General features: G+C 73.2%; 24 protein-coding genes and 1 riboswitch. Of the genes, 14 read left to right on the top strand and 10 right to left on the bottom strand.

Annotated features, from left to right (window positions below; translation table 11 throughout):
* Positions 1-3 precede the first annotated feature (3 nt).
* The 3 genes from SM450_RS21500 to SM450_RS21490 all read right to left on the bottom strand — a co-directional run bounded on the left by SM450_RS21500 (position 4) and on the right by SM450_RS21490 (position 1,355).
* A complete protein-coding gene (locus SM450_RS21500; protein WP_474621537.1) occupies positions 4-474 on the bottom strand; it encodes a MarR family winged helix-turn-helix transcriptional regulator in 471 nt (156 codons plus the stop codon).
* A 62-nt stretch (positions 475-536) separates the two neighbouring features.
* The gene (locus SM450_RS21495; RefSeq protein ID WP_474621536.1) at positions 537-899 is read right to left on the bottom strand and encodes a hypothetical protein; all 363 of its coding nucleotides are present in this window, start codon (positions 897-899) and stop codon (positions 537-539) included.
* 51 nt (positions 900-950) lie between these two features.
* On the bottom strand, positions 951-1,355 hold the full coding sequence (locus SM450_RS21490) for a YjbQ family protein (protein ID WP_474621535.1): 405 nt from the start codon (positions 1,353-1,355) through the stop codon (positions 951-953).
* Positions 1,356-1,539: 184 nt separating this feature from the next.
* On the opposite strand from SM450_RS21490, the gene aceE reads away from it, so the two are divergent.
* Positions 1,540-4,284, top strand: a complete 2,745-nt coding sequence (gene aceE, locus SM450_RS21485) for a pyruvate dehydrogenase (acetyl-transferring), homodimeric type (protein WP_474621534.1) — start codon at positions 1,540-1,542, stop codon at positions 4,282-4,284.
* Between the two features lie 136 nt (positions 4,285-4,420).
* Here aceE and SM450_RS21480 read toward each other — a convergent pair whose 3' ends face one another.
* Positions 4,421-4,867, bottom strand: coding sequence for an SRPBCC family protein (locus tag SM450_RS21480; protein ID WP_474621533.1), 447 nt, complete (start codon positions 4,865-4,867; stop codon positions 4,421-4,423).
* Between the two features lie 202 nt (positions 4,868-5,069).
* Between SM450_RS21480 and SM450_RS21475 the strand changes: the two genes are divergently transcribed.
* The 3 genes from SM450_RS21475 (at position 5,070) to gltX (ending at position 9,172) form a co-directional block, all read left to right on the top strand.
* Positions 5,070-6,383 carry a GH1 family beta-glucosidase gene (locus SM450_RS21475; RefSeq protein WP_474621564.1) on the top strand — a complete coding sequence of 438 codons (1,314 nt, stop codon included), beginning with the start codon at positions 5,070-5,072 and terminating at the stop codon, positions 6,381-6,383.
* Positions 6,380-7,657, top strand: coding sequence for an MFS transporter (locus SM450_RS21470; protein ID WP_474621532.1), 1,278 nt, complete (start codon positions 6,380-6,382; stop codon positions 7,655-7,657). The genes SM450_RS21475 and SM450_RS21470 overlap by 4 nt, the downstream gene beginning before the upstream one ends.
* A gap of 105 nt (positions 7,658-7,762) precedes the next feature.
* On the top strand, positions 7,763-9,172 hold the full coding sequence (gene gltX / locus SM450_RS21465; protein ID WP_474621531.1) for a glutamate--tRNA ligase: 1,410 nt from the start codon (positions 7,763-7,765) through the stop codon (positions 9,170-9,172).
* 111 nt (positions 9,173-9,283) lie between these two features.
* Here gltX and SM450_RS21460 read toward each other — a convergent pair whose 3' ends face one another.
* The gene (locus tag SM450_RS21460; protein ID WP_474621530.1) at positions 9,284-9,868 is read right to left on the bottom strand and encodes a copper resistance CopC family protein; all 585 of its coding nucleotides are present in this window, start codon (positions 9,866-9,868) and stop codon (positions 9,284-9,286) included.
* Positions 9,869-10,061: 193 nt separating this feature from the next.
* On the opposite strand from SM450_RS21460, the gene SM450_RS21455 reads away from it, so the two are divergent.
* On the top strand, positions 10,062-10,724 hold the full coding sequence (locus tag SM450_RS21455; protein ID WP_474621529.1) for a hypothetical protein: 663 nt from the start codon (positions 10,062-10,064) through the stop codon (positions 10,722-10,724).
* A gap of 79 nt (positions 10,725-10,803) precedes the next feature.
* Here SM450_RS21455 and SM450_RS21450 read toward each other — a convergent pair whose 3' ends face one another.
* Entirely contained in the window at positions 10,804-11,115 is a 312-nt protein-coding gene (locus tag SM450_RS21450) for a hypothetical protein (protein WP_474621528.1), read from the bottom strand.
* Between the two features lie 138 nt (positions 11,116-11,253).
* Here SM450_RS21450 and SM450_RS21445 point away from each other — a divergent pair, with 138 nt between their 5' ends.
* From SM450_RS21445 to fabF, 5 genes are all read left to right on the top strand, one after another.
* Complete coding sequence (locus tag SM450_RS21445) at positions 11,254-12,555, top strand: PucR family transcriptional regulator (RefSeq protein ID WP_474621527.1); 1,302 nt, start codon at positions 11,254-11,256, stop codon at positions 12,553-12,555.
* Positions 12,556-12,633: 78 nt separating this feature from the next.
* On the top strand, positions 12,634-13,803 hold the full coding sequence (locus SM450_RS21440) for an acyltransferase domain-containing protein (protein WP_474621526.1): 1,170 nt from the start codon (positions 12,634-12,636) through the stop codon (positions 13,801-13,803).
* On the top strand, positions 13,804-14,748 hold the full coding sequence (locus SM450_RS21435; protein WP_474621525.1) for a beta-ketoacyl-ACP synthase III: 945 nt from the start codon (positions 13,804-13,806) through the stop codon (positions 14,746-14,748).
* Positions 14,749-14,834: 86 nt separating this feature from the next.
* Positions 14,835-15,074, top strand: coding sequence for an acyl carrier protein (locus SM450_RS21430; protein WP_334485728.1), 240 nt, complete (start codon positions 14,835-14,837; stop codon positions 15,072-15,074).
* Between the two features lie 2 nt (positions 15,075-15,076).
* Complete coding sequence (fabF, locus tag SM450_RS21425; RefSeq protein WP_474621524.1) at positions 15,077-16,303, top strand: beta-ketoacyl-ACP synthase II; 1,227 nt, start codon at positions 15,077-15,079, stop codon at positions 16,301-16,303.
* A 64-nt stretch (positions 16,304-16,367) separates the two neighbouring features.
* Here the strand turns inward: fabF and SM450_RS21420 are convergent, their stop codons facing one another.
* The 3 genes from SM450_RS21420 to SM450_RS21410 form a co-directional block, all read right to left on the bottom strand.
* Positions 16,368-16,589 carry a hypothetical protein gene (locus SM450_RS21420; protein ID WP_282289372.1) on the bottom strand — a complete coding sequence of 74 codons (222 nt, stop codon included), beginning with the start codon at positions 16,587-16,589 and terminating at the stop codon, positions 16,368-16,370.
* Between the two features lie 108 nt (positions 16,590-16,697).
* Positions 16,698-18,431, bottom strand: a complete 1,734-nt coding sequence (locus tag SM450_RS21415; protein ID WP_474621523.1) for a glycoside hydrolase family 3 protein — start codon at positions 18,429-18,431, stop codon at positions 16,698-16,700.
* 25 nt (positions 18,432-18,456) lie between these two features.
* The gene (locus SM450_RS21410) at positions 18,457-18,948 is read right to left on the bottom strand and encodes a DUF3145 domain-containing protein (RefSeq protein ID WP_474621522.1); all 492 of its coding nucleotides are present in this window, start codon (positions 18,946-18,948) and stop codon (positions 18,457-18,459) included.
* Positions 18,949-19,275: 327 nt separating this feature from the next.
* Here SM450_RS21410 and SM450_RS21405 point away from each other — a divergent pair, with 327 nt between their 5' ends.
* Positions 19,276-19,605: a hypothetical protein gene (locus SM450_RS21405; protein WP_474621521.1), complete on the top strand. Its 330-nt coding sequence runs from the start codon at positions 19,276-19,278 to the stop codon at positions 19,603-19,605.
* Positions 19,606-19,643: 38 nt separating this feature from the next.
* Here the strand turns inward: SM450_RS21405 and SM450_RS21400 are convergent, their stop codons facing one another.
* Positions 19,644-20,279: a carbonic anhydrase gene (locus tag SM450_RS21400; RefSeq protein ID WP_474621520.1), complete on the bottom strand. Its 636-nt coding sequence runs from the start codon at positions 20,277-20,279 to the stop codon at positions 19,644-19,646.
* 146 nt (positions 20,280-20,425) lie between these two features.
* On the opposite strand from SM450_RS21400, the gene SM450_RS21395 reads away from it, so the two are divergent.
* The 3 genes from SM450_RS21395 to SM450_RS21385 all read left to right on the top strand — a co-directional run bounded on the left by SM450_RS21395 (position 20,426) and on the right by SM450_RS21385 (position 24,627).
* Positions 20,426-21,394 carry an alpha/beta fold hydrolase gene (locus SM450_RS21395; RefSeq protein WP_474621519.1) on the top strand — a complete coding sequence of 323 codons (969 nt, stop codon included), beginning with the start codon at positions 20,426-20,428 and terminating at the stop codon, positions 21,392-21,394.
* Between the two features lie 126 nt (positions 21,395-21,520).
* The gene (locus SM450_RS21390) at positions 21,521-23,638 is read left to right on the top strand and encodes a HelD family protein (protein WP_474621518.1); all 2,118 of its coding nucleotides are present in this window, start codon (positions 21,521-21,523) and stop codon (positions 23,636-23,638) included.
* Positions 23,639-23,712: 74 nt separating this feature from the next.
* A complete protein-coding gene (locus SM450_RS21385; RefSeq protein WP_474621517.1) occupies positions 23,713-24,627 on the top strand; it encodes a cation diffusion facilitator family transporter in 915 nt (304 codons plus the stop codon).
* Positions 24,628-24,771: 144 nt separating this feature from the next.
* Positions 24,772-24,901, top strand: a riboswitch (cyclic di-AMP (ydaO/yuaA leader).
* The last annotated feature ends 5 nt before the right edge of the window (positions 24,902-24,906 follow it).

Raw genomic sequence — 24,906 nt, 5'->3', positions numbered from 1 at the left:
GGCTCAGCCCGCACCGCACTCCTGTGGACACCCGCTGTCGGACACCTTCCAGACCAGCTCGCGCAGCGTGGTCAGCTCGGTGGCACTCAGGCCGTCGAGCAGTCGGGAGTCCGACATCACCTGTCCGACCTGCTCGCGCACCTGCCGGCCCCGGGCGGTGACCACGAGCGCCTTCTGCCGCCGGTCGGTCGGGTCGGTCCGCCGCCGCACCAGGCCGGCCTGTTCCAGCTTGTCGGCCAGGCCGGTGACGTTGGATCGGTCACAACCCAGTTGCTCGGCCAACTCACGGGCCGGCAGCGGGTGGTCGGGGTCCAGTTCGTACAGCGCCCGGGCGGCGGCCGGGGTGAGCCCCAGCGCGGCGAGCCCCTCGTCCTGGTGGTGCCGCATCGCGGCGGCGACGTGCAGGAGCCGGCGGACGGTGTCTTCGGCCAGGCCGGCCCGGTCGCCGTCGGTGGGCACGGTGGGGTGCGCCATCCGACCAGCATACGTGACTCGTCAACAATTGATTCGATCTACAATATAGGCCGGACGGCCGGTCAGAAGTCCTCCGGCCGGATTCCGAGCGCCGACAGCATCTCGTGGCGCGCTTCCTCCGGCAGCCAGTCAACGGTGTAGCTCCCACCGTGCGCGTCACCCTGATCCCAGGAGAAGGTCCCGGACAACATCTCACCGACCACGGTCCACGGCGGGTAGTCCTCGCCGGGCGGCTCGCGATCTCCGTTGGCCCACACGACGATGAACCAGACCCACCACTGACGACGGCGGGAGAGGCTCAAGGGCGCCCAGAACGTGCCGACCTGCGTCGCCACATGGCCGGCCACCTGACCGTCCCGCCGCAAAACGGCCAGCCCGCCTCGTAACGGGTCAAGATCGGGGTCAGGCTCGGGCGGCTTCAGCATTCATCCATGATCTCAGGCCACGCTCGTCCTGCACCGCCACATCGTGTCCCATCAGGCGGGGAGAAAGGAGAAGCGGATCTGGCGGTCGGGGTTGTCGCCGTTCGGGTCGACCAGGCAGATCGACTGCCAGGTGCCGAGCTGGAGCCGCCCGCCGAGCACCGGCAACGTCGCGTACGGCGGCACGAACGCCGGCAGCACGTGGTCGCGACCGTGCCCGGGTGAGCCGTGCCGGTGCCGCCACCTGTCGTCGGTGGGAAGCAGGTCGTCGAGCGCGCGGAGCAGGTCGTCGTCCGACCCGGCGCCGGTCTCGATGATCGCGAGCCCGGCCGTGGCGTGCGGGACGAAGACGTGCAGCAGCCCGTCGCCGGCCCCGGCGACGAACCGTTCGGCCTCGGCCGTGATGTCCCGGACCGTGGGCCGGGAACCGGTCCGGACGTTGATCACCTCACTGCGCATAGGGCGCATTCTGCCGCAGCCGGCCAGCCTCCGGCGGCGTGGCCGCGCATCAATCGATCGCGCAAAGTTACCGGCGGGTACCTGTGTTCAGCGTCGCGTCTGGGGAGCCATACGTGACGACGAGCGCCACCAGGGGGCAGGATGGCGCTAGAGACCTATCCCACACAGAACCGAGGGAACGCCTGTGGCTACGGAACGCAAGCGCCCGGTGATCACCGCTGGTCTGCCGAGCCAGCTTCCGGACATCGACCCTGAAGAAACCAGCGAATGGGTCGAGTCACTCGACGGTGTCATCGACGAGCGCGGAACCAAGCGCGCCCGGTACGTCATGCTGAGCCTGCTGGAGCGGGCCCGCGAGCGCCAGGTCGGGGTGCCGTCCCTGACCACCACCGACTACATCAACACCATCCCGCCGGAGAGCGAACCGTGGTTCCCCGGTGACGAGCACATCGAGCGGCGACTCCGGGCCTACATCAGGTGGAACGCCGCCATGCTCGTGCACCGGGCGCAGCGCCCGGAGATCGGCGTGGGCGGCCACATCTCCACGTTCGCCAGCTCCGCGTCGCTCTACGAGGTGGGCTTCAACCACTTCTTCCGGGGCAAGGAGCACCCGGGCGGCGGTGACCACATCTACTACCAGGGTCACGCCTCCCCTGGCATGTACGCGCGGGCCTTCCTGGAGGGCCGGCTCAGCTCCGAGCAGCTCGACGGCTTCCGGCAGGAGCTGTCGCACCCCGGCGGCGCGCTGCCGTCCTACCCGCACCCGCGGCTGATGCCGGACTTCTGGGAGTTCCCCACCGTGTCCATGGGCCTCGGCCCGCTGAACGCGATCTACCAGGCGCGGTTCAACCGCTACCTGCAGCACCGCGGCATCAAGGACACCTCCCAGCAGCACGTCTGGGCGTTCCTCGGCGACGGCGAGATGGACGAGGTCGAGTCGCTCGGCGCGATCGGCGTGGCCGCGCGCGAGGAGCTGGACAACCTCACCTTCGTGATCAACTGCAACCTCCAGCGGCTGGACGGCCCGGTCCGCGGCAACGGCAAGGTCATGCAGGAACTGGAGGCGTTCTTCCGGGGCGCCGGCTGGAACGTCATCAAGGTGGTCTGGGGCCGGGAGTGGGACCCGCTGCTCGCGGCGGACACCGACGGCGCGCTCGTCAACCTGATGAACACCACGCCCGACGGTGACTACCAGACCTACAAGGCGGAGTCCGGGGCGTACGTCCGGGAGCACTTCTTCGGTCGTGACCCGCGGACCCGCAAGATGGTCGAGCACCTCTCCGACGACGAGATCTGGAACCTCAAGCGGGGTGGCCACGACTACCGCAAGCTCTACGCGGCCTACAAGGCGGCGACGGAGCACACCGGCCAGCCGACGGTGATCCTCGCCAAGACAATCAAGGGCTGGACGCTCGGTTCGCACTTCGAGGGCCGCAACGCCACGCACCAGATGAAGAAGCTGACGCTCGACGACTTGAAGCTGTTCCGCGACCGGCTCTACCTCGACATCCCGGACAAGCAGTTGGAGGAGAACCCCTACCTCCCGCCGTACTTCACGCCGGACGAGAAGTCGGACGAGATGGAATACCTGCGGGAGCGGCGTCGCCAGCTAGGCGGCTACCTCCCGTCGCGCACCACCGCGCGCAAGCGGCTCGCCATCCCGGGCAGCGAACGGTTCGCCGACGTCAAGCGCGGGTCGGGCAAGCAGAAGGTGGCCACCACGATGGCCTTCGTCCGCCTACTCAAGGACGTGATGAAGGACAAGGAGTTCGGCAGGCGCTGGGTGCCGATCATCCCGGACGAGGCCCGCACCTTCGGCATGGACTCGCTCTTCCCGACCCAGAAGATCTACTCGCCGCACGGCCAGCGCTACACCTCGGTCGACCGGGAGCTGTTCCTGTCGTACAAGGAGTCGACGACCGGGCAGATCCTGCACGAGGGGATCAACGAGGCCGGCTCGGTCGCCTCGTTCACCGCCGCCGGCACGTCGTACGCCACGCACGGCGAGCCGATGATCCCGATGTACATCTTCTACTCGATGTTCGGGTTCCAGCGCACCGGCGACGGCTTCTGGGCGGCGGCCGACCAGATGGCGCGGGGCTTCGTGCTCGGCGCCACCGCCGGCCGGACCACGCTCAACGGTGAGGGCCTCCAGCACGAGGACGGCCACTCGCTGCTGCTCGCCGCCACCAACCCGGCGGTGGTCGCGTACGACGCGGCGTTCGCCTTCGAGCTGGCGCACATCCTGGAGAACGGCCTGCACCGGATGTACGGCGAGGCGCAGGAGAACGTCTTCTACTACCTCACCGTCTACAACGAGCCGATCTTCCAGCCGGCCGAGCCGGAGGGCGTGGACGCCGAGGGCATCGTCAAGGGCATCTACCGCTACTCACCGGCGCCGCAGCTCGACGGCGACGCGCCGAAGGCGAACATCCTCGCCTCCGGCACCGGCATGCAGTGGGCGCTCAAGGCGCAGCAGCTCCTCGCCGAGGACTGGGGCGTGGCCGCCGACGTGTGGTCGGTGACGTCCTGGACCGAGTTGCGCCGCGACGCGGTGGAGTGCGAGGAGCACAACCTGCTCAACCTCGGTGCGGAGCAGCGGGTGCCGTACATCCAGCGCAAGCTGGCCGACGCCGACGGGCCGAAGGTCGCGGTGAGCGACTGGATGCGCGCGGTGCCGGACCTGATCGCACGGTGGGTACCGGGGGACTACACCTCGCTCGGCACCGACGGCTTCGGCATGTCGGACACCCGGCACGCGCTGCGCCGCCACTTCCACGTCGACGCCGAGTCGATCGCGGTCGCCACGCTGCGGCAGCTCGCGCTGCGCGGCACCGTCCCGGCCGAGGTGCCGGCCGACGCCGCCCGCAAGTACGCGCTCGACGACGTGACGGCCGCCCCGGTGGGCGAGACCGGCGGCGACAGCTAGAAGTGCAAGGAGGGGCCCCTTCTTAACGTCTGCGGTAGAGAAGGGGCCCCTTCTCACCGCCAACGGCGATGGTCCGGCGTCCCTGGTGGGGATGCCGGACCATCGTCGTTCGGGCGACGCCGGGAGTGCGGCTCGGTCAGCCGACGGCGGCCAGGTCGGTCAGCCGGGCCAGCGAGTCCTCCAGGTCGGCGCCGACCCGGCGCAGGCCGAGCCGCAGCATGGCGGCCTTGACCGGCCCGGCGGGCCACCGCACGACGATCAACCGGACCACGGTGCCGCCGGCGTCCTCGTCCGAGGTCAGCTGGACGTAGATCTCGGTACGCGCCTCGGCCCGCGCGCCGGCGCCCTTGGCCCGCTCGCGCCAGCCGATCAGGGTCGGCTCCTGATAGGCGATCACCTCGGCCTCGTGCGCGGCGCCGCGTCCGGCCTGGACCAACTGGCGCCGGCCGAACCCCTCCCCGGACAGGACCTCGGCCGCGCGGACCCCCGCCAGCCAGGCCGGCAACTGCTCGGCCCGCTGCACGACGTTCCAGACCTCTTCCACAGGCGCCACCACGTGTGCGCTACGTTCCACGAGGATCATTAGTGTCTTTCCCCCACTTAAATCACATCCGCGATATTTGGCACTCTATGTGTAAATCGGACTTAAGCGGACGGGATCGGAGAAGACACGCCGAACCCCCTTGCGTCGGGCCGCCTTCCCGGCCTATAGCGCGTCGCTCACCGGAGCCCTAGAGTCGCGAATACACTTCACGTCTCGGGAGGGCGAATTGACGACCGTGCCGATGCCCGACTTCCCCGCCGGCTTCCGCTGGGGGGTGTCCACCTCCGCGCACCAGATCGAGGGGGCGACCACAGTCGACGGTCGCGGGCCGTCCATCTGGGACACGTTCGCCCACGAGGCCGGCCGGATCGTCGACGGCAGCACCGGCGCCGAAGCGTGCGACCACTACCATCGGTACGCCGAGGACACCGCGCTGCTCGCCGGGCTGGGCGTGTCCGCGTACCGGTTCTCGATCGCCTGGCCGCGCGTGCAGCCGACCGGCGCCGGCCCGGCGAACACGGCCGGGCTGGACTTCTACGACCGGCTGGTCGACGGCCTGCTCGCCGCCGGCGTCGACCCGGTCGCCACGCTCTTCCACTGGGACCTGCCGCAACCCCTTGAGGACGCCGGCGGCTGGCTGAACCGGGACACCGCCGCCCGCTTCGCCGAGTACGCCGACCTGACCGCGGCCCGCCTCGGCGACCGGGTGAAGCTCTGGATCACGCTCAACGAGCCGTTCATCCACATGACCCTCGGGTACGGCATCGGCACCCACGCGCCCGGCCGGGCGCTGCTCTTCGACGCCTTCCCGGCCGCCCACCACCAACTCCTCGGGCACGGCCTCGCAGTCGCCGCGCTGCGCGCCCGCACCGCGAGCCCGGTGGCGATCGCAAACAACTACTCGCCGGTGCGGCCGGCCGGGGACACCGACGCGGACCGGGCCGCCGCCGCGGCGTACGACGCGCTGCACAACCAGCTCTTCACCGATCCGCTGCTCGGCCGCGGCTACCCCGACGCGCCGGGCGTCGACCCGGCCGTGATCCGCGACGGCGACCTGGCCGTGCTGGCCGCGCCGATCGACGTGCTCGGGGTGAACTACTACAACCCGACCGGCATCCGCGCGCCCGAGGAGGGCTCGCCGCTGCCGTTCGAGATGGTGCCGCTCGACGGTTACCCGCGCACCGCCTTCGACTGGCCGGTCGCCCCGGACGGGCTACGCGAGTTGCTGCGCCAACTCCACCACAGGTACGGCGACGCGCTGCCGCCCATCCAGGTCACCGAGAGCGGCTGCGCGTACGACGACGCGCCGGACGCGCAGGGCCGGGTGGACGACCCGGAGCGGATCGCCTACCTGGACGGGCACGTGCGCGCGGTGCGCGAGGCGATGACCGAGGGCGTGCCGGTGACCGGATACTTCGTCTGGTCGCTGCTCGACAACTGGGAGTGGGCGGAGGGGTTCACCAAGCGGTTCGGCCTGGTGCACGTCGACTACCCGACGCAGCGGCGTACCCCGAAGTCGTCGTACGCCTGGTTCCGCGACCTGGTCCGGCGATGACCACTGTCAATCCGACGCCGACCTCGCTGCCGGCGGCGCTCGCCGAGCCGACCGTGCCGGTACGGCGGAGCTGGATCGCGCTGATCTTCGCGGCGAACCTGGGCGTCTGGATGGCGTTCTTCACGCCGATCCAGGTGCTGCTGCCGCAGCAGGTGGAACGCATCGCGCCGGCCGACAAGGAGGCGATGCTCGCGGTGGTGACCGGCCTCGGCGCGCTCGCCGCGGTGCTGGCGAACCCGCTCGCCGGCGCGCTGTCGGACCGTACCTCCCTGCGGTTGGCCAACCGGCACTTCGGCCGCCGGCACGTCTGGACCGCGACCGGCGCGGTGGTCGGCGCGCTCGCCCTGCTGCTGCTGGCCCGGCAGAACAGCATCGCCGGGGTGGCGGTGGCCTGGGTGGCCGCGCAGGTCTGCTTCAACGCCATGCTGGCCAGCCTCACCGCCGCGATCCCGGACCGGGTCCCGGTGGCCCAGCGCGGCGGCGTCTCCGGCTGGGTGGGCATCCCGCAGGCGCTGGGCCTGGTGGTCGGCGCGGTGCTGGTGACCGCCGTGGTCACCGGAAACGCCGCCGGGTACGCGGCGATCGCGCTCGCCGTGCTGCTGCTCTCACTGCCGTTCGCGCTGCTCACCCAGGACGACCCGCTGCCCCGGGAGCACCGGTCGCCGCTGCGGGGGCGCGCCCTGCTCGCCTCCATATGGATCAGCCCGCGCCGCCACCCCGACTTCGCCTGGGCCTGGTTCACCCGGTTCCTGGTGCAGCTCGGCAACGCGCTCGGCACGCTCTACCTGCTCTACTTCCTCACCGACGGGGTGCGGGTGGCCGACCCCGAGGGCTCGCTGCTGGTGCTGATCCTGCTCTACACGCTGGGCATGATGCTCACCGCCGTGGTCGCCGGGCGGATCTCCGACCGGTCCGGGCGGCGCAAGGTCTTCGTGATCGTGTCCGGGCTGATCATGGCGGTGGCGGCGACGCTGCTGGCGGTCGCGCCGGTCTGGTCGATGGCGATCGTCGCCGCGCTGCTGCTCGGCGCCGGCTACGGGGTCTACCTGGCGGTGGACGCCGCGTTGATCACGCAGGTGCTGCCCGCCGCCACCGACCGGGCCAAGGACCTCGGGGTGATCAACATCGCCAACTCCGCGCCGCAGGTGCTGGGGCCGGCGCTCTCCGCCCCGATCGTGGTCCACCTCGGCGGTTATCCCACCCTCTACGCGGCCACCGCGGCCGTCACCCTGGTCGGTAGCGCGCTGGTCGTGAAGATCCGCTCCGTACCGTGAGCGCCCCGCTGTGCGCCTCGTGTTAAGCGGGGGCCCCGCCACCTCCGTAGGCGTTAAGAAGGGGCCCCTCCTTAACCGGTCGCGGGCCGCCGTAGGCTGGGGGACGTGACGGTACGTGTACGCTTCGCCCCCTCCCCGACCGGAATGTTCCACGTCGGCGGCGCCCGCTCGGCCCTGCAGAACTGGATCTTCGCCAAGCAGCAGGGCGGGGTGTTCGTGCTCCGCGTCGAGGACACCGACGCGGCCCGCAACCGGCCCGAGTGGACCGAGGGCATCCTCTCCGCGCTCGACTGGATCGGCATCGCGCGGGGCAGCTACGAGGGCCCCTACTTCCAGTCCTCGTACGCGGGCGAGCACCGCGCCGCCGCGCAGCGGCTGCACGAGGGCGGCCGGGCGTACTACTGCGACTGCACCCGGGAGGACGTGCAGGCGCGTACCGGCTCGCAGCACCGCGGCTACGACGGCTTCTGCCGCGACCGGGGCCTGCCGGCCGGCGAGGGCCGGGCGCTGCGCTTCCGCACCCCGGACGAGGGCGAGACCGTGGTGGTCGACCTGATCCGCGGCGAGCCGACGTTCGAGAACAAGCTGATCGAGGACTTCGTCATCGCCCGCGGCGACGGCTCCCCCGTGTTCCTGCTGGCAAACGTGGTAGACGACATGAGCATGGGGATCACCCACGTGATCCGGGCCGAGGAGCACCTGCCCAACACCCCGAAGCAGCAACTGCTCTGGGACGCGCTCGGCGTCAAGCCGCCGATCTGGGCGCACGTGCCGGTGGTGGTGAACGAGAAGCGGCAGAAGCTGTCCAAGCGGCGGGACAAGGTCGCCCTGGAGGCGTACCGGGACGAGGGCTACCTCGCCGACGCCATGCGCAACTATCTGATGCTGCTCGGCTGGGCGCCGTCGGGCGACCGGGAGATCGTGCCCTGGTCGGTGATCGAGGACGAGTTCCGGCTCGACGAGGTGAACCCGTCCCCGGCCTTCTTCGACGAGAAGAAGCTGCGCGCCTTCAACGGGGAGTACATCCGGGCGCTGCCGGTCGACGAGTTCGTCGCCGCCTGCCAGCCGTGGCTCACCGGCACCGACACCATCCCCCCGCCGCCGTGGCAGCCGGCCGAGTTCGACCCGGCCGCGTTCGCGGCGGTGGCCCCGCTGGCACAGACCCGGATCGCGGTGCTCAGCGAGATCGTGCCGAACGTCGACTTCCTCTTCCTGGCCGACCCGCTGATCGACGAGGCGGCCTGGGCGAAGGCGATGAAGGAGGGCGCGGCCGAGCTGCTGGACGCGGCGATCGCCGCGTTCGAGGCGCTGGAGCCCTGGGACGCCGAGTCGTTGAAGGCCACGCTTGAGGCGGTCGGCGCGGAGCGCGGGCTGAAGCTCGGCAAGGCGCAGGCGCCGGTGCGGGTCGCGGTCACGGGGCGCACCGTCGGGTTGCCGCTGTTCGAGTCCCTTGAGGTGCTCGGCCGCGACCGCACCCTCACCCGCCTGCGCGCCGCACGAGTCCGCCTGGTCTGAGCCCCGCCCCGTCACACGCGGGCGCGCCGCGGATCTTGGTACGGATTCGCCCTCGGGAGGGCGGATGCGTACCAAGATCCGGGTACGGGTCCCCGCGCGACGGGCGGGCGGTCAGCGGCGGGCGGCGCGGCGACGCAGCAGCAGCGCTCCAGCGGCAAGCGCGGCGAGCACCACCACCGGGGCGGCCACCCACAGCCAGCCCGTACCCCCGTCGTCGTCCGCCGCCGCGGCGGGCGTCGGGCTCACCGGCGACGGCGACGCGGCGGCGCTTGTGGGCGCGGCGCTCGGCGACGGCGCCTCCGCCGGGGTGCCGGTGGTCAGAGTGAACCGGACCTCCCCCTTGATCGGGTGTCCGTCGTCGGAGCCGAGCTGGTAGGCCACGATGTAGAGCCCGGCCGCGCCCGGCGTGAACGGCACGCTCACCCGCTTGCCGGAGAACGCCGGCGTGCCGCCCGCGGCGGGCACGTTGTCCGGCCCGGTGACGGTGACCTTCGTGTTGGCCTCCTTCGGCGTGGCGAGGAACCGCAGCTCGATCCGCTTCGGCGCGGTGGCCACCCGGGCCCCGTTCCGCGGATCGCTGCCGGTCAACGAGTTGTGCGCGGCGGCCGGCGCGGCCGGCAGCAGCAGCGACACCCCCGCCGCCACCCCGAGCACCGCCAGCCAGGTACGTGCCCAACGGGCGACCCTGCCCCCCATGAACTCCTCCGTCCGGGTAAGATCCGGCCGCTGATCATCGGCCCGCTCGTTTTGTCGGTCTCAGCTCGCAGATAGTTCCAAATACTCTTCCACCTGCTGCAACCACGCGACGTTCTGCGGAGTCTCTGAGGTGGAGCAGGTCCAGTGTGACCGGCAACGGAAGCCAGCCATCGAACGGGGCGAGGAGGCGGCGATGGTCCGCAAGGTGAGACGGCTGGCGACGATGGTGGCCGGGGCGGCGGTGGCACTCGCGTGCGCGCTTCCCCTCACCGGCGCCACGGCCGCCCAGGCCGCGCCGAAGCCGAAGCTCGCCCCGGCCGGGGTGGACATCACCGGCGACCAACTCGACCAGCCGCTGCAACTCCGCGCCGACACCCGCCCGGCCGAGGTCAACATGGTCATCGACCAGGTCAAGTGGCTTGGCACGACCGGGCAGCTACGCGGCCCCGCGGCCAAGGACCTCGGTCCGAAGTACACGGTGGTGGTGCTCAGCGCGGGCAGCCCGCAGCACACCTACGACCTGTTCCCACTGGCCAAGGGTGGCCCCCGGGTCTACCGGCCGGCGAAGCAGCCCGACCTGAGCCACCCCCGCGCCGGCTGGTTCTTCGGGCGTCTCAACATGTCCGAGACGCTGCGCTCCGTCGGGGTGCCGCTGGCGCCCCGGTTCGACACCCTCTCCGGCGGCATCGGCGGCGGCGAGCGGGTGCTGCCGGAGGACGCGCTCGACCCGGTGGGCAACCTGGACACCGCGCTCGGCGACCTGCAACGGCTGCTGCTGCTCAACGTCGGGGTGGTGCTTGTCATCACCGTCGGGCTGGCCGGCATCGCGCTCCTGGTGCGCCGCCGCACCCGCTGAGCCCCGGCTCAGCGCCGGCCGGCCGCGCCGTACCCGTCGACCGCCGTCACCCGCGCCCGCCTGGGCGGGCGGCGCGTGGTCAGCACCAGCGGCGCGGCGGACGCTCCCGGCGGACGATGCGGTTACGGGGGCGCACCGCGCCGTGCTGGTGGCCGCCCGCCCAGCCGTCCTGGTCGCTGAGGCAGCTCCGGGACGACGCCGGCTCGCCGACGGGATGCGCCGGCTCCCCGGACCGCTGGCGCGGCACCGCCACGTCCTCGTCGACACGCTCGGGCGTCCACCCGGCGGCCGGCTCGCCCGGATGGGTCAGGCCCACCCGGCGCGGCTGGTCGTGGCCCATCCGGCACGGCTCGTCCTGGGCGCAGCCGTGCTCGGCCTCCCCGTGCGCCATCCCGGTCTCCTCACCTTCGCCTTCGCCCGTCGGGCGGAACTCCCCGACGCGCCCTGACACCGTACTGGCCCGACCCGACGAGATCGTCAGCGCGTACCGGTGGCGATCGTCAGTCCGCGGCGGTGCCGTGGGATCGGAGTGGATCCGCTGGTCAGAGCGTGTCAGGCTGATGCGGTGAGCGAACCGGGCGGAACGGAGACGTCGGCGACGCTGCGCCGCATCGAGCGGGCCGCGGGCACCCTGGCCACCGCAAGCGTGGCCCGAATGGACGAGAGCCTGCCGTGGTTCCGGGGGCTGCCGGCCGACCAACGCTCCTGGGTGATGCTCGTCGCACAGGCCGGCGTGCGGTCGCTCGTGCAGTGGCTGCGCCAGGGCGGCGGCGCGACCGACCGCACCCAGGAGGTGTCGGACGAGGTCTTCGACTCCGCGCCGCAGGCGCTCGCCCGCTCGATCAGCCTCCAGCAGACCGTGGCGCTGATCAAGGTGACCATCGAGGTGGTCGAGGAGCAGGTGTCGGAGCTGGCCGTGCCGGGCGAGGAGCAGTCGCTGCGGGAGGCGGTGCTGCGCTTCTCCCGGGAGATCGCGTTCGCCGCCGCGCGGGTCTACGCCCGGGCCGCCGAGACCCGGGGCTCCTGGGACGCCCGGTTGCAGGCGTTGCTCGTCGACGCGCTGCTGCGCGGCGACTCGCCGGACGTGCTCGCGAGCCGGGCCGCGGCGCTCGGCTGGTCGGACGCGCCGCCGGTGGCGGTGGCGGTCGGTCGCTCGCCCGGCGGCGAGGTGGCGGCCGTGCTGCACACGGTCTACCGGCAGGCCCGGCGGATCGGCGTCGAGGTGATCGGTGGGGTGCACGGCGACCGCCTCGTGGTCGTGCTCGGTGGGGCGGCCGATCCGTTGGCCGCCGCCGACAAGCTGCGTCCGGCGTTCGGCGACGGGCCGGTGGTGGTCGGTCCCGCCGTACCCAGCCTGGACGAGGCGACCGAGTCCGCGCGGGCCGCGCTCGCCGGTTTCCGGGCCGCGCCGGCCTGGCCGACCGCGCCGTGCCCGGTGGCCGCCGCCGAACTGCTGCCCGAACGGGCGCTCGCCGGCGACGCCGAGGCCCGTCGCCGGCTGCGCCACGACGTGTACGCGGCGCTGGCCCGCGCCGGCGGCGAACTGCTGGAGACACTCGACGCGTTCTTCGCCGCCGGCGGCACGCTGGAGAGCGCCGCGCGGGCGCTGTTCGTGCACCCGAACACGGTGCGCTACCGGCTCAAGCGGATCGCCGAGGTGACCGGCTTCTCGCCGCTCGCCCCGCGGGACGCCTTCGCGCTCCAGCTCGCGCTGACGGTCGGCCGACTGGACCCGGTGGCACCGGCGGTCACACCCGTCCCGAACCAGACAGGGAGCGCGTCCGGGCGGAAAACCACCCGGAACGGCGATGACCGTCGCCGATCTTTGTAGGATTCCTCTAAAGCTTCTAGTGCGGTTTCGTGCCGTGCGTTACAGCGCGACCCGCGAATATCCGTCAGAGTCGTACACGTGCTCGCCGTACTCTCCCCCGGACAGGGCTCACAGAAGCCCGGTTTCCTGAATCCCTGGCTCGACCTCGCCGGCGTCGAAGCGCGCCTGCGCTGGTGGTCGGCGCTGGCCGGGGCCGACCTGGTGCACCTCGGCACCCGGGCGGACGCGGACGAGATCAAGGACACCGCCCGCACCCAGCCGCTGCTGGTCGCCGCCGCGCTGCTCGCCGCCGAACACCTGCCGATGCATGACGTCGCGCTTGTCGCCGGGCACAGCGTGGGCGAGCTGGCCGCCGCCGCGCTGGCCGGGGTGCTGCCCGCCGAGGCGGCCGTGACGCTCGCCGGCGTACGCGGCCGGGAGATGGCCGCCGCCTGCGCGCTGGAACCGACCGGGATGGCCGCGGTACTCGGCGGCGACCCGGACGAGGTGCTCGCCGCGCTCGACACCCACGGGCTGCACCCCGCCAACCGCAACGGCGCCGGCCAGATCGTCGCCGCCGGCGCGGTCGCCGGGCTGGAGAAGCTCGCCGCCGAGCCGCCGGGCCGGGTCCGGATCATCCGACTCCAGGTGGCCGGCGCGTTCCACACCCCCTACATGGCGCCGGCCGAGGCCGCCCTGGCCGGCGTTGCCGCCGGGGTCACCGTGGCCGACCCGACCCGCATCCTCCTGTCCAACCTCGACGGCGCCCCGGTCGGGCACGGCCGGGAGACGGTCCAGCGGCTGGTCCGGCAGGTGACCGCCCCGGTCCGGTGGGACCTGTGCATGCGCGCCCTGGCCGACCTGGGCGTCACCGGCGTGATCGAGCTGCCGCCGGCCGGCACCCTCGCCGGCCTGGTCAAGCGGGAGCTCAAGGGCGAGGGCGCACCGGAGCTCGTCACCCTGAACACCCCCGACGACCTGCCGGCCGCACGGAACCTCGTCGCCCGGCACGGCGGTCCCGCCGTCCGCCCGCCGGCGTCCCGCTTCCGGGTGGTGGTCTCCCCCGCCGCCGGCGTCTTCACGCCGGTGGCCGACCTGGCCGAGGGCGCCGAGGTGGGCGCCGGCCAGGTCGTCGGCCACGTCGCCGGCCGGCAGGGGCCGGTCGAGGTGACCGCCCACCACACCGGGCCGCTCACCGCATGGCTCGCGCACCACGACGACCCGGTCGCACCGGGCCAGCCCCTCGTCCGCATCGGAGGATCGCACTAAATGGCCGGCAGCCGGATCGCCGCGATGGGGCACTACCAGCCCTCCCGCGTAGTCACGAACGACGACCTCGCGCAGATGGTCGACACCAACGACGAGTGGATCCGGGACCGGGTCGGCATCGTCTCCCGCCGGATCGCCGGTGACGAGACGGTGGCCGACATGGCCACCGCCGCGGCCGGCAAGGCGCTCGCCAACTCGGGCCTCACCGCCGCCGACATCGACCTCGTCGTGGTGGCGACCTGCACCTCCGTGGACCGCAGCCCGAACGTGGCCTGCCGGGTCGCGGCCAAGCTCGGCATCACCGCGCCGGCCGCGTACGACATCAACACCGCCTGCTCCGGCTTCGCGTACGCGTTGGGCACGGCGGACCACGCGGTCCGGGCCGGCGCGGCGCGCAACGCGATAGTCGTCGGCGCGGAGAAGCTCTCCGACTTCACCGACTGGACCGACCGGTCGACGTGCATCATCTTCGGCGACGGCGCCGGCGCGGCGGTGGTCACCGCGACCGCCGACGACGAGCCGGCCGGGATCGGGCCGGTGGTGTGGGGTTCCGCGCCGGAGAAGAGCGACGCGGTCCGGATCGAGGGCTGGCAACCGTACGTCGCGCAGGAGGGCCAGTCGGTCTTCCGCTGGGCCACCACCGCGCTGGCCCCGCTCGCGCTCCAGGCGTGCGAGCGGGCCGGGGTGGACCCGTCCGAGCTGGCCGCATTCGTGCCGCACCAGGCCAACGGCCGGATCATCGACGGCATCGCCAAGCGGCTGAACATCCCGGACGCGATCATCGCCAAGGACATCGTCGAGTCCGGCAACACGTCGGCGGCGAGCATCCCGCTGGCCCTGTCGAAGCTTGTCGAACGGCGCGAGGTGCCCTCGGGCGCCCCGGTGCTGCTGTTCGGCTTCGGTGGCGGCCTGACCTACGCCGGTCAGGTCGTCCGCTGCCCCTGAAGACCCCCTCGGGCGCGACCGCGCTCCAGGTGCGGTGGCCGGCGTCGCCGGCCGCCGAGAAATCCCGATGAGAGGAACCAACCGCAATGACCCGTGACGAGATCACCGCCGGCCTCGCCGAGATCCTCGAAGAGGTTGCCGGCGTGAACCCGGACGACGTGGCCGAGGGGAAGTCCTTCACCGACGACCTCGACGTCGACTCGCTCTCCATGGTCGAGGTCGTGGTGGCGGCCGAGGAGAAGTTCGGCGTCAAGATCCCGGACAACGAGGTGCAGAACCTGAAGACCGTCGGGGACGCGGTCAGCTTCATCGAGGCGCAGTCCTGATCATGAGTCGCCCCGACGTCGTCGTCACCGGGCTCGGCGCGACGACCCCGCTCGGCGGGGACGTCGCGTCGACCTGGGACGCCATGCTCGCCGGCCGCTCCGGGGTGGGTCCGCTCACCCAGGAGTGGGCCGAGCAACTGCCCGTCCGGATCGCCGCCCAACTGGCGGTGGATCCGGCCGAGGTGATCGACCGGGTGAAGCTGCGCCGGCTGGACCGGTCCGAAGCGATTGCCATCATCGCCGCGCGGCAGGCCTGGGCGGACGCCGGGCTGGCCGACACCGGTCCGGACCCGGAACGGCTGGCGGTAAGCGTCGGCTCGGGCATCGGCGGCGCCACCACCCTGCTCGCCCAGGACGACATCCTGGAGGCGTCCGGCCCGCGGCGTGTCTCACCGCACACGGTGCCGATGCTGATGCCGAACGGCCCGGCCGCCTGGGTCGGGCTGGAACTCGGCGCCAAGGCCGGGGTGCACGCGGTGGCCAGTGCCTGCGCGACCGGCGCGGAGGCGATCTCGCTGGGGCTGGACATCATCCGCGCCGGCCGGGCCGACGTGGTGGTGGCCGGCGGCACCGAGGCGGTCATCCACCCGCTGCCGATCGCCGGCTTCGCCTCGATGCGGGCCATGTCGACCCGCAACGACGACCCGGAGAGGGCCTCCCGGCCGTGGGACAAGGGTCGGGACGGATTCGTGCTCGGTGAGGGCGCGGGCGTGGTGGTCCTGGAGCGGGCCGACCACGCCGCCGCCCGCGGCGCCCGGGTGTACGCGCGCCTGGCCGGCGCCGGGATCACCTCGGACGCGTACGACATCGTGCAGCCGCACGCCGAGGGCGAGGGCGCGGTGCGGGCCATCGCCCGGGCGCTCGCCGACGCGGACCTGCCCGGCCGGGACATCGTGCACGTCAACGCGCACGCCACCTCCACCCCGGTCGGCGACATGCTGGAGATCGGCGCGCTGCACCAGGCGGTCGGCGACCACGTGCTGCTCACCGCCACCAAGTCGATGACCGGGCACCTGCTCGGCGCGGCCGGCGCGCTGGAGTCGATCGCCACCATCCTGTCCATCCGGGACGGCGTGGTGCCGCCCACGATCAACCTGGACGACCCGGACGACGGGTTGAGCCTGGACGTGGCCGCGCACAAGGCCCGGCACCTGGAGATCCCCGCCGCGATCAACAACGCGTTCGGTTTCGGCGGCCACAACGTGGCGCTGGTCTTCACCCGCCCCTGAGCCGCTGCCGCGGCGTTAGGCGGGGCCCCTTCTTAACACACGTGTGTTAAGAAGGGGCCCCGCCTCACATCCGGTTGCGGGGATGCTGGCGGGCGGTCCGCTCGTTGCCGCGCCGGTAGTTGCCGGTCCAGCGCGCCATCACCAGTTGCGGGTCGTCCTCAACCTCGGCCAGGAACTGCGCGGCCCGACCGCCACGTAGCGTGCCGGCGACCCGCCCGTGATGCGTGATCACCACGGTGCCGTCGGCGCGTTCGACGTAGCGGAAACCGTGCGCTGCCTCTCCCATGGGCGCACCCTGCCACCCGTGCGCCCCGTGCCGCATCCGGTTTCGGCGCGCCGGGGGTGTTAAGCGGGGCCCCCGCCTATACCGCAGGCGTTAAGCGGGGCCCCCTCCTTAACCCCCGCAGGTGGTGGCGGGGAGGCCTGGGACCGGCACCGGGGAGCGGCCCGTGGGGCGGGCCTTGCCGGCGAGCACCGCGGCCAGCGCGTCCATCGACGCCCGGGTGGACGAGTAGGTCGCCAGCACCGTCGGCGACTTCGCTCCGGACAGCACGTACGGGGTGTCCATCGCCACCGTCACTGCCGCGTCGGCGCGCAGGTCCTTCGCGCCGTCGCCGTACCCCACGAGGTGCACCACGGTCCCGCCGGAGGACACCACCTTCATCCCGGCGGCGGTGAGCGCCTCGGTGAGCGCGGCCCGGGTGCGGTCCCGGCCGCCGGAGGAGGTGACCCGGATCGGGCCCTTCACCGCGGCCCCGCACCGCCCGCGCAGCATGGTCACCGCGGCGGCGGCCAGGTCGGCGGCGGCTTTGCGGTGATCGGCGCCGGCAAGCGTCGACAGCGCCGGCTGCGGACGCCCGGCCAGCCGGAACTTCATGGTCAGCACCCGGGTCACCGCCTCGACCAGGCGGGCGCGCGGCAGCGAGCCGTCCGTCAGCGCGGCGCGCAGCCCGTCGTACGCCTGGCCCACGTTCGGGGTCATCAGGATGAGGTCGTTGCCGGCCTTCAGCGCGCGGACCGCCGCCTCGCCCGGTGACCACTTCTTCGCCGGCGCCATGTTCATCCCGTCGGTGATCACCACGCCCTGGAAGCCGAGCTGGCCGCGGAGCACGTCGGTGAGCACCTTGTGGGAGAACGTGGCCGGGGTGCCCGGGTCGATCGACTTGACGTCCAGGTGGGCCGACATCACCGCCATGGCGCCGGCGTCGATCCCGGCGCGGAAGGGCGGGAACGCGGTGCGGTCCAGAACGGCTCGGGACTGCCCGACCACAGGCAGCTCGGAGTGCGAGTCGGCGGCGGTCAGACCGTGGCCGGGGAAGTGCTTGACCGCGGCGCCGACGCCCTCGGCCTGAAGCCCGCGCACCGCGCCGGCCACCTGGGGTGAGGCGGTCGCCGGGGTGGCGCCGAAGGAGCGGGAGCCGATCACCGTGCTCCGGGTGACAAGCACGTCGGCGACCGGGGCGAAGTCCAGGTTGATCCCCATCGCGGCCAGTTCGGCCCCGGCGGCCCGCCAGGCGGCCTCGGTGAGCGCCGGGTTCCCGGCCGCGCCGGCGGCGAGCGGGCTGGGTAGCTGGGTCACCCCGTCGGTGATCCGGGTGACCACGCCGTACTCCTGGTCGGTGCCGACCAGGAAGGGCGCGGCGCCGGTGGGCAGCTTGCCGGCGGCGGCCCGCAGCCCGTCGGTGAGCGCCCGGACCTGCTTCGGGTTGTCGACGTTCGTGGTCGCCTGGTTGCCGGAGGTGGGGTCGTCGGCGCTGAAGCCGACCAGGATCACCCCACCGAGGCGATACTTCGCCACCATCTCGGCGGGTGTGTCGACGCCGGCGAGGGCGCGGTTGCCGGCGGCCGAGCCGGTCGAGACCTCGGTGGCCGAGCTGCCGTAGGCGTACGGCATCAGCACCTGCCCGACGAGGTCCTCGTCGGAGAGCGTGGCGACCAGGGCGGCGGCCTGGGCGGCCGGATCGGCGGGGGCCGGATCGGTCGGGGCCGGCGTGCTCGACGACGACGCCGGGGTCGACGGGGTCGGGCGTGGCCGGTCCGGCCCGTCGGAGCAGCCGGAGACGAGCAGCGCGGCAAGTGCGGCGAGCGCGACGGCGGAGCGCCGCGGGGATATCGACACGCGCCCCACCGTATCGGGGCAACTCGCCCCGCCGTCACCCCACCCGGGTGAGCAGCGTCACCGGCGCGCCGTCGCCGGCGTACCGGTAGGGCTCCAACTCGGCGTCCCAGGCGGTGCCGAGCACCTTGTCGAGGGCGTGCGCGAGCGCCTCCGGGGCCCGGGCGGCGGCCATCAGGCTGCGTAGTCGGTCCTCGCCGAGCTGGATGTCGCCGGCCGCGCCGACCGTGGCCCGGAACAGGCCCCGGCCCGGGACGTACATGAAGCGTTCGCCGTCGACGCCGGGACTGGGCTCCTCGGTCACCTCGAAACGGATCATGGGCCACTGCCGGAGGGCAGCGGCCAGCTCGGCGCCCGTCCCCGGGCTGCCGGTCCAGCCGCACTCGGCGCGGCGGGCGCCGGGATCGACGGGCTGACCCGTCCAGTGCAGGTTGACCGGCGCGGCGAGGACGCGCGCGATCGCCCACTCGACGTGCGAGCACACGGCGAGCGGGGTCGAGTGGACGTATACGACGCCACGCGTTGGCACGGTGACCTCCCGGTGAGCCGAGGTGCGTCTTCCCCTACGACCTCGTCACCCGAGTGGTCTCTGGCACACATGATGACCGCTGTGACAGGTGGTGCGCCAGCGAATCGGAAAATTCGCCGGGGTCGGGCGGCGGGAAATAGCCAGGTGGCCGACCCGGTTGTGTCCGGCAGACGGCGCGACCACCAGCCAGGTGTCGTGTTCGTGTACAGTTCTCTGGGCGGTTCTGTGCCGCCGCACGTCTTCGCGGGCCGGCGCTCACCCCGGGCGTCACTCGCACAGCCCCCGGACGGCTTCCGTCCCCACCGTACGTCTGCAAGGAGTACCTCCGTGGCGAGCAACACCTCTAAGACCGCGCGCGCGTCAGTCCGGGCCGGCCAGGCTGGCCAGGGTGGCGCCCTCAGCGTGCTGGGCGAGTTCAAGTACCTCATCCCACTCAACGGCGGCAAGCACGCCTACGTGCGTAACCTGACCAACGGCAAGACCGCGCACCTGCGCACCGACTCCGACGCCTTCGTCGAGGAGATCCGGGTGCTGGCCGCCGCCGGCCACGCCGCCAAGATCCGGGCCGAGATCAACGGCCTGGCCCAGACCCACCCGGACCACGGCTGGGACGCCACCGAGAAGCGTCTCGTCGAGGCCGGTGTCTTCGAGGGCTGAGCGCCCTCACCCGCACCATCGCGACCGCCCGTCGGGGATCACCCCGGCGGGCGGTCGCGCGTATCCCCCTCCGGCAGCACCGTGACCGCACCGGTGGCCAGCTCGTAGAGCGCGCCCACCACGCCCAGCTCCCCGGCCGCCACCGGACCGGCGAGCCGGTCGTCGGCGCGCAGCGCGGCCACCGTCCGCCGCACGTGCCGGCGGATCGCCAGCGGGTGGACGGCCGGGTCGTCCACGCCGACCTCGACCACCGCCGGGGCGATCCGGTCCACCACGTAGGCAAGCGCGCCGCCGGGCCTCCGCCCGGTGCGCACCGCGTCGACCGCCGACCCCACCGCGCCGCAGCGCTCGTGGCCGAGCACCATCACCAGCCGTACGCCGAGCTGCCCCACCACGTACTCGATCGAGCCGCACACCGCCCGGTCCAGCACGTGCGCGCCGGTGCGGATCACGCAGATCGAGCCGAACGTCTGGTCGAAGATCGCCTCCAGCGGCACCCGGGAGTCGATGCAGCCCAGCACCACCGCGTACGGCTGCTGGTCGCCGGAGGCCACCGCGGCGGCGGCGCTGACGTCGTGCCCGTGCAGCGGCTGGCCGCTGACGAAGCGGCGGTTGCCGGTCAACAGCTCGGCCAGGGCGGCCCGGGGGCTCCGGGCGGCGGGGGTGGGCGGCATGCCCCCAGCCTGGTCACCGATCCGACCCGGCGCGGGCGGACGGTGAATCTTCTGCCGTCCCGGTTGCCGTGGTGTCCTGGCGGGTAACGCCGGTGTCACCACCGGGTCGCTCCGGTGACGCACCCCGACGGCCCGGGAGGTGGACCATGGAACTGCGACTTCCCGACGACGTACGCCTGCACGTCACGGCGACCGGACCGGTGGACGCCGAGGTCACCGTGGTCCTGCTGCACGGCTGGACGCTCGACGGGCGGAGCTGGCACCGCCAGGTCGCCGACCTGCGGGACCGCTTCGGTGACCGGGTGCGGGTGATCGCCTACGACGCGCGCGGGCACGGCCGGTCGAGCTGCCTGACGCTGCGCGACGCCACCCTGGCCCAGCTCGGTGACGACCTGGCCGCGGTGGTCGACGAGTTCGCCCCGTCCGGCCCGGTGGTGCTCGTGGGGCACTCGATGGGCGGGATGACGGTGATGGAGTACGCGCACCGCCACCCCGACCGGTTCGCCGCCCGCACCGCCGGCCTGGTCTTCGTCTCGACCACGGCCGAGGGGCACACGCACACCGCCTACGGCCTCTCGCCCCGGATCGCGCGCCTGATCCGGCTCGCCGAGACCACAGGCGCCGGCGTGCTGGCCCGCTGCGGCGGCTGGCGACCGCCGCGCGCGTTGCTGCGCGCGCTGCGCCCCAGCATCCGCTGGATGCTCTTCGGCGACCGCTGCGACCCGGCGGACATCCGGCTCGTCACCTCCGCGGTGGCGCGCGCCACGCTGCGCTCGATCGGCGGGTTCCGCGCGTCGATCGGCGCCCAGCACCGGCTGGACACGCTCGCGGCGCTCGGCGGGCTGCCGGCCGCCGCGCTCGTCGGTGACCGGGACCGGCTCACCCCGCCGCCCTGCGCCGAGTCCATCGCGGCGGCGCTGCCCACCACGGAGCTGACCGTCTGCCCCGGCGCCGGCCACATGCTGATGATGGAGCGCCCGGACGAGGTGAACGCCGCCGTCGCCGGCGTGCTGCGCCGGGTGCTCGCCGGACCGCCGGCGCCGAGCCGCCGGAAGGCGTCGAATCCCCGGAAGGCCCGGCGGACGACGCCGGCCCGCCGGACGGTGGCCGCCTGACCGCTCCCCGGACCCGCTCGGGAGGTGCCGGAAAACGGGCCGAGCGGCATGGCCCTGACATCGGGTTTGCCGGCGGCCCGTACCCTCATTCAGCCCGTCGTGCCGTCCGAACACAGGAGCGCCGCGTTGACCGACCAGACCACGCTGGACCGGGAGATCGCCGCCGAGCAGCGGCACCTCGACCGGGTGTACGCCCGGCTGGCCGAACTGCGCCGGTCCGCGGCCGACGCCGAGCGGGAGGGCTACCGGCTGGCCCGGGTCGGCACCTTCGGCGCGCTCGTCGAGCGGGACGCGATGGTCTTCCACGCCGCCCAGCGCCGGCACGTGCTTGACGCCGAGCACGAGGGGTTGGTCTTCGGCCGGCTGGACCTGCGCACCGGGCAGGTGCTGCACGTGGGCCGGCTCGGCGTACGCGCCGACGACGCCGAGACGCTCGTGGTGGACTGGCGGGCCCCCGCCGCCGCCGCGTTCTACCAGGCCACCCCCGCCGAGCCGCGCGGCGTGGTGCGCCGGCGCACGATCCAGTCGGCCGCCGAGAAGGTGACCCGGATCGAGGACGACCTGCTTGATCCGGAGGCCGCCCCGGCGGACATGGCGGTGGTCGGCGACGGCGCGCTGCTGGCCACGCTGTCCCGGGCCACCGGCCGGGGCATGCGGGACATCGTCGCCACCATCCAGCGGGAGCAGGACGAGGCGATCCGTTCCCCCGGCAACGGTGTCACGATCGTCTCCGGCGGTCCGGGGACCGGCAAGACGGCGGTGGCGCTGCACCGGGCCGCCTACCTGCTCTATTCCGACCGGTCCCGCTATGCCGGCGGCGGCATCCTGGTGGTCGGCCCGTCGGGCGTGTTCGTCGAGTACATCGCCTCGGTGCTGCCCTCGCTCGGCGAGGAGACCGCCACGCTGCGCTCGCTCGGTTCGCTGTTCCCGGGCCTGTCGGCGACGCGGACCGACCCGCCGGAGGTGGCGTCGGTGAAGGGGTCGCTGCGGATGCGCCGGGTGCTGGAGCGGGCGGCGCGGGACGCGGTGCCGGACTCCCCGGCCGAGCTGCGCCTGCTCTACCGCGGCGAGCTACTGCGGTTGGAGCGGCAGGCGCTCGACGCGGTGCGGGACCGGACGCTGTCCCGGGGCGCGCGCCGCAACGAGGTGCGCCGGGCGGCGTTCGACGCGGTCCTCGCGGCGCTCTACGCGCAGGCCCGCACGCTGCGGGTGGGCCGGCTGCCGGAGCAGCCCGCGTTCGAGGACGAGATCATCGAGCGGCCGGAGTTCCGCGACTTCCTGCGGGCCTGGTGGCCCCGGCTGCACCCGCGCCACGTGCTGGGCTGGCTGGCCCGGCCCGAGCGGCTGCGCCGGTACGCCGGCGGGATCCTCTCCTCGGCCGAGATCCGGCTGCTCACCGACGCCTACCTGACGCTCGCCGACGAGGGGCCGACGGTCGCCGACATCGCCCTGCTCGACGAGCTGGACGCGCTGCTGGGCAAGCCGGTGCAGCGGGCCCGGCCGAAGCGGGACCCGTATCAGCTCGCCGGCGGCGTGCGCGAGCTGAGCACGTACGCCGATCGGCAGCGTGCCGCCCGCGCGGCGGCGCGGGAGCGCCCGACGGACTACCGCGACTACGCCCACGTGGTGGTGGACGAGTCGCAGGACGTCTCGCCGATGCAGTGGCGGATGGTCGGGCGGCGCGGCCGGTTGGCGTCCTGGACCGTGGTCGGCGACCCGGCGCAGACCGCCTGGACCGGTGACCCGCAGGAACTGGACCGGGCCCGGGACCAGGCGTTGGGGCGGCGCCGTCGGCACCGCTACGAGCTGACCACGAACTACCGCAACTCGGCGGAGATCTTCGCGGTGGCGGCGGCGGAGATCCGCCGGCTGTACCCGGACCTGACGCTTCCCGACGCGGTGCGCTCGACAGGCGTGCCGCCGGTGCAGCGCCGGGTGGCCGCCGCCGAGCTGCCCGCGGCCACGGTCGAGGCGGCCGGGGCGCTGCTGGCCGAGGTCGAGGGCACGGTCGGCGTGATCACGCCGGTGCCGCGCCGGGACGAGGTGGCCGGCTGGCTGGGCCAGCTCGGCGCCGGCCGGCTCCAGGTGGTGACAAGCCTCCAGGCCAAGGGCATGGAGTACGACGGGGTGGTGCTCGTCGCGCCGGGCGAGATCCGGGCCGATCCCGGCTCGGGGGTACGCACGCTCTACGTCGCCCTCTCCCGGGCCACCCAGCGCCTGACCACGCTCGACCCGGTGGGGTGAGCCACCCTCACTTGCACACATAGCGATGTGAGCATAGATTGGTTCCGGCCGAGGCACGGGGCGGAGGTGTGCGCGTGGGCGCAGGTCATGACCACAGCGGCGCGGTGACAAACGCGGCGCACCGCCACCGGGGCCGCCTCTGGGCGGCGTTCGCGCTGCTCACCGTGCTGATGCTCGTCGAGGCGGTGGCCGCCTTCGCGACCGGCTCGCTCGCGCTGCTCTCCGACGCCGGGCACATGTTCACCGACGTGCTCGGCATCGGCATGGCGCTCGCCGCGATCACCGCCACCCGGCGCGCCCGGACCGACCCGCAGCGCACGTTCGGGCTCTACCGGCTCGAGGTGCTCGCCGCGCTCGCGAACGCGGTGCTGCTCGGCGCCGTCGCGGTCTACGTCCTGGTCGAGGCGGTACGCCGGTTCGGCGAGCCGCCCGAGGTGCTCGCCGGGCCGATGCTCGTGGTCGCCGTGCTCGGGCTGCTCGCGAACATCGCCGCCTTCGCGCTCCTGCGACCCGGCGCGCAGGAGAGCATCAACCTGCGCGGGGCGTACCTGGAGGTGCTCGGCGACCTGCTCGGCTCGCTCGGCGTGATCGGCGCCGCGCTCGTCATCGCGCTCACCGACTGGTGGTGGGCCGACCCGGTGGTCGCCGTGGCGATCGGCCTGGTCATCCTGCCGCGCACCTGGCGGCTCGGCCGGGCCGCGGTGCGCATCCTGGTGCAGGCCGCCCCGGAGCACCTCCAGGTGACCGCGGTGCATGACCGGCTGGCCGCCGTGCCCGGCGTGGCGGAGGTGCACGACCTGCACGTGTGGACGCTCACCTCGGGGATGGACGTCGCCTCGGCGCACCTGACCACCGACCCGCGCGCCGAGGTCGCCGCCGTGCTCGCCGCCGCCCGCGCCGCCCTGCACGAGGACTTCTCGATCGATCACGCCACGTTGCAGATCGAACCCGGAGCGTCCGCCGGCGGCTGCGGCCCGACCGAGTGGTAATTAGGACAGACTTAAATCTGAGTGGCTATTGTTGGCAATTGCCGGTTTTGCCCGGTATTCGGCTTCGACTGGTGGAGCCGGCACCGGGCAGCGCCGGTAGGCTCGATCGCGGTCACCCCGCAGGCGTCACTCCGACGCCCGGCGGAGCGGCCATCGCCTAATCGCCCGTAGGGCGAGCCGGGGAACCACGTACGTGGGGTGCATCCGCGTCAGCGGTAGGGATCTTCCGTCCCGAACCCGTCAGCTAACCCGGTCGGCGGTTGACGGAAGGACACGTGA

It is taken from the genome of Micromonospora marincola (assembly GCF_056150385.1).
The sequence above is the reverse complement of the archived record's forward strand: the minus strand, read 5'-3'. Positions and strand labels throughout refer to the sequence as shown.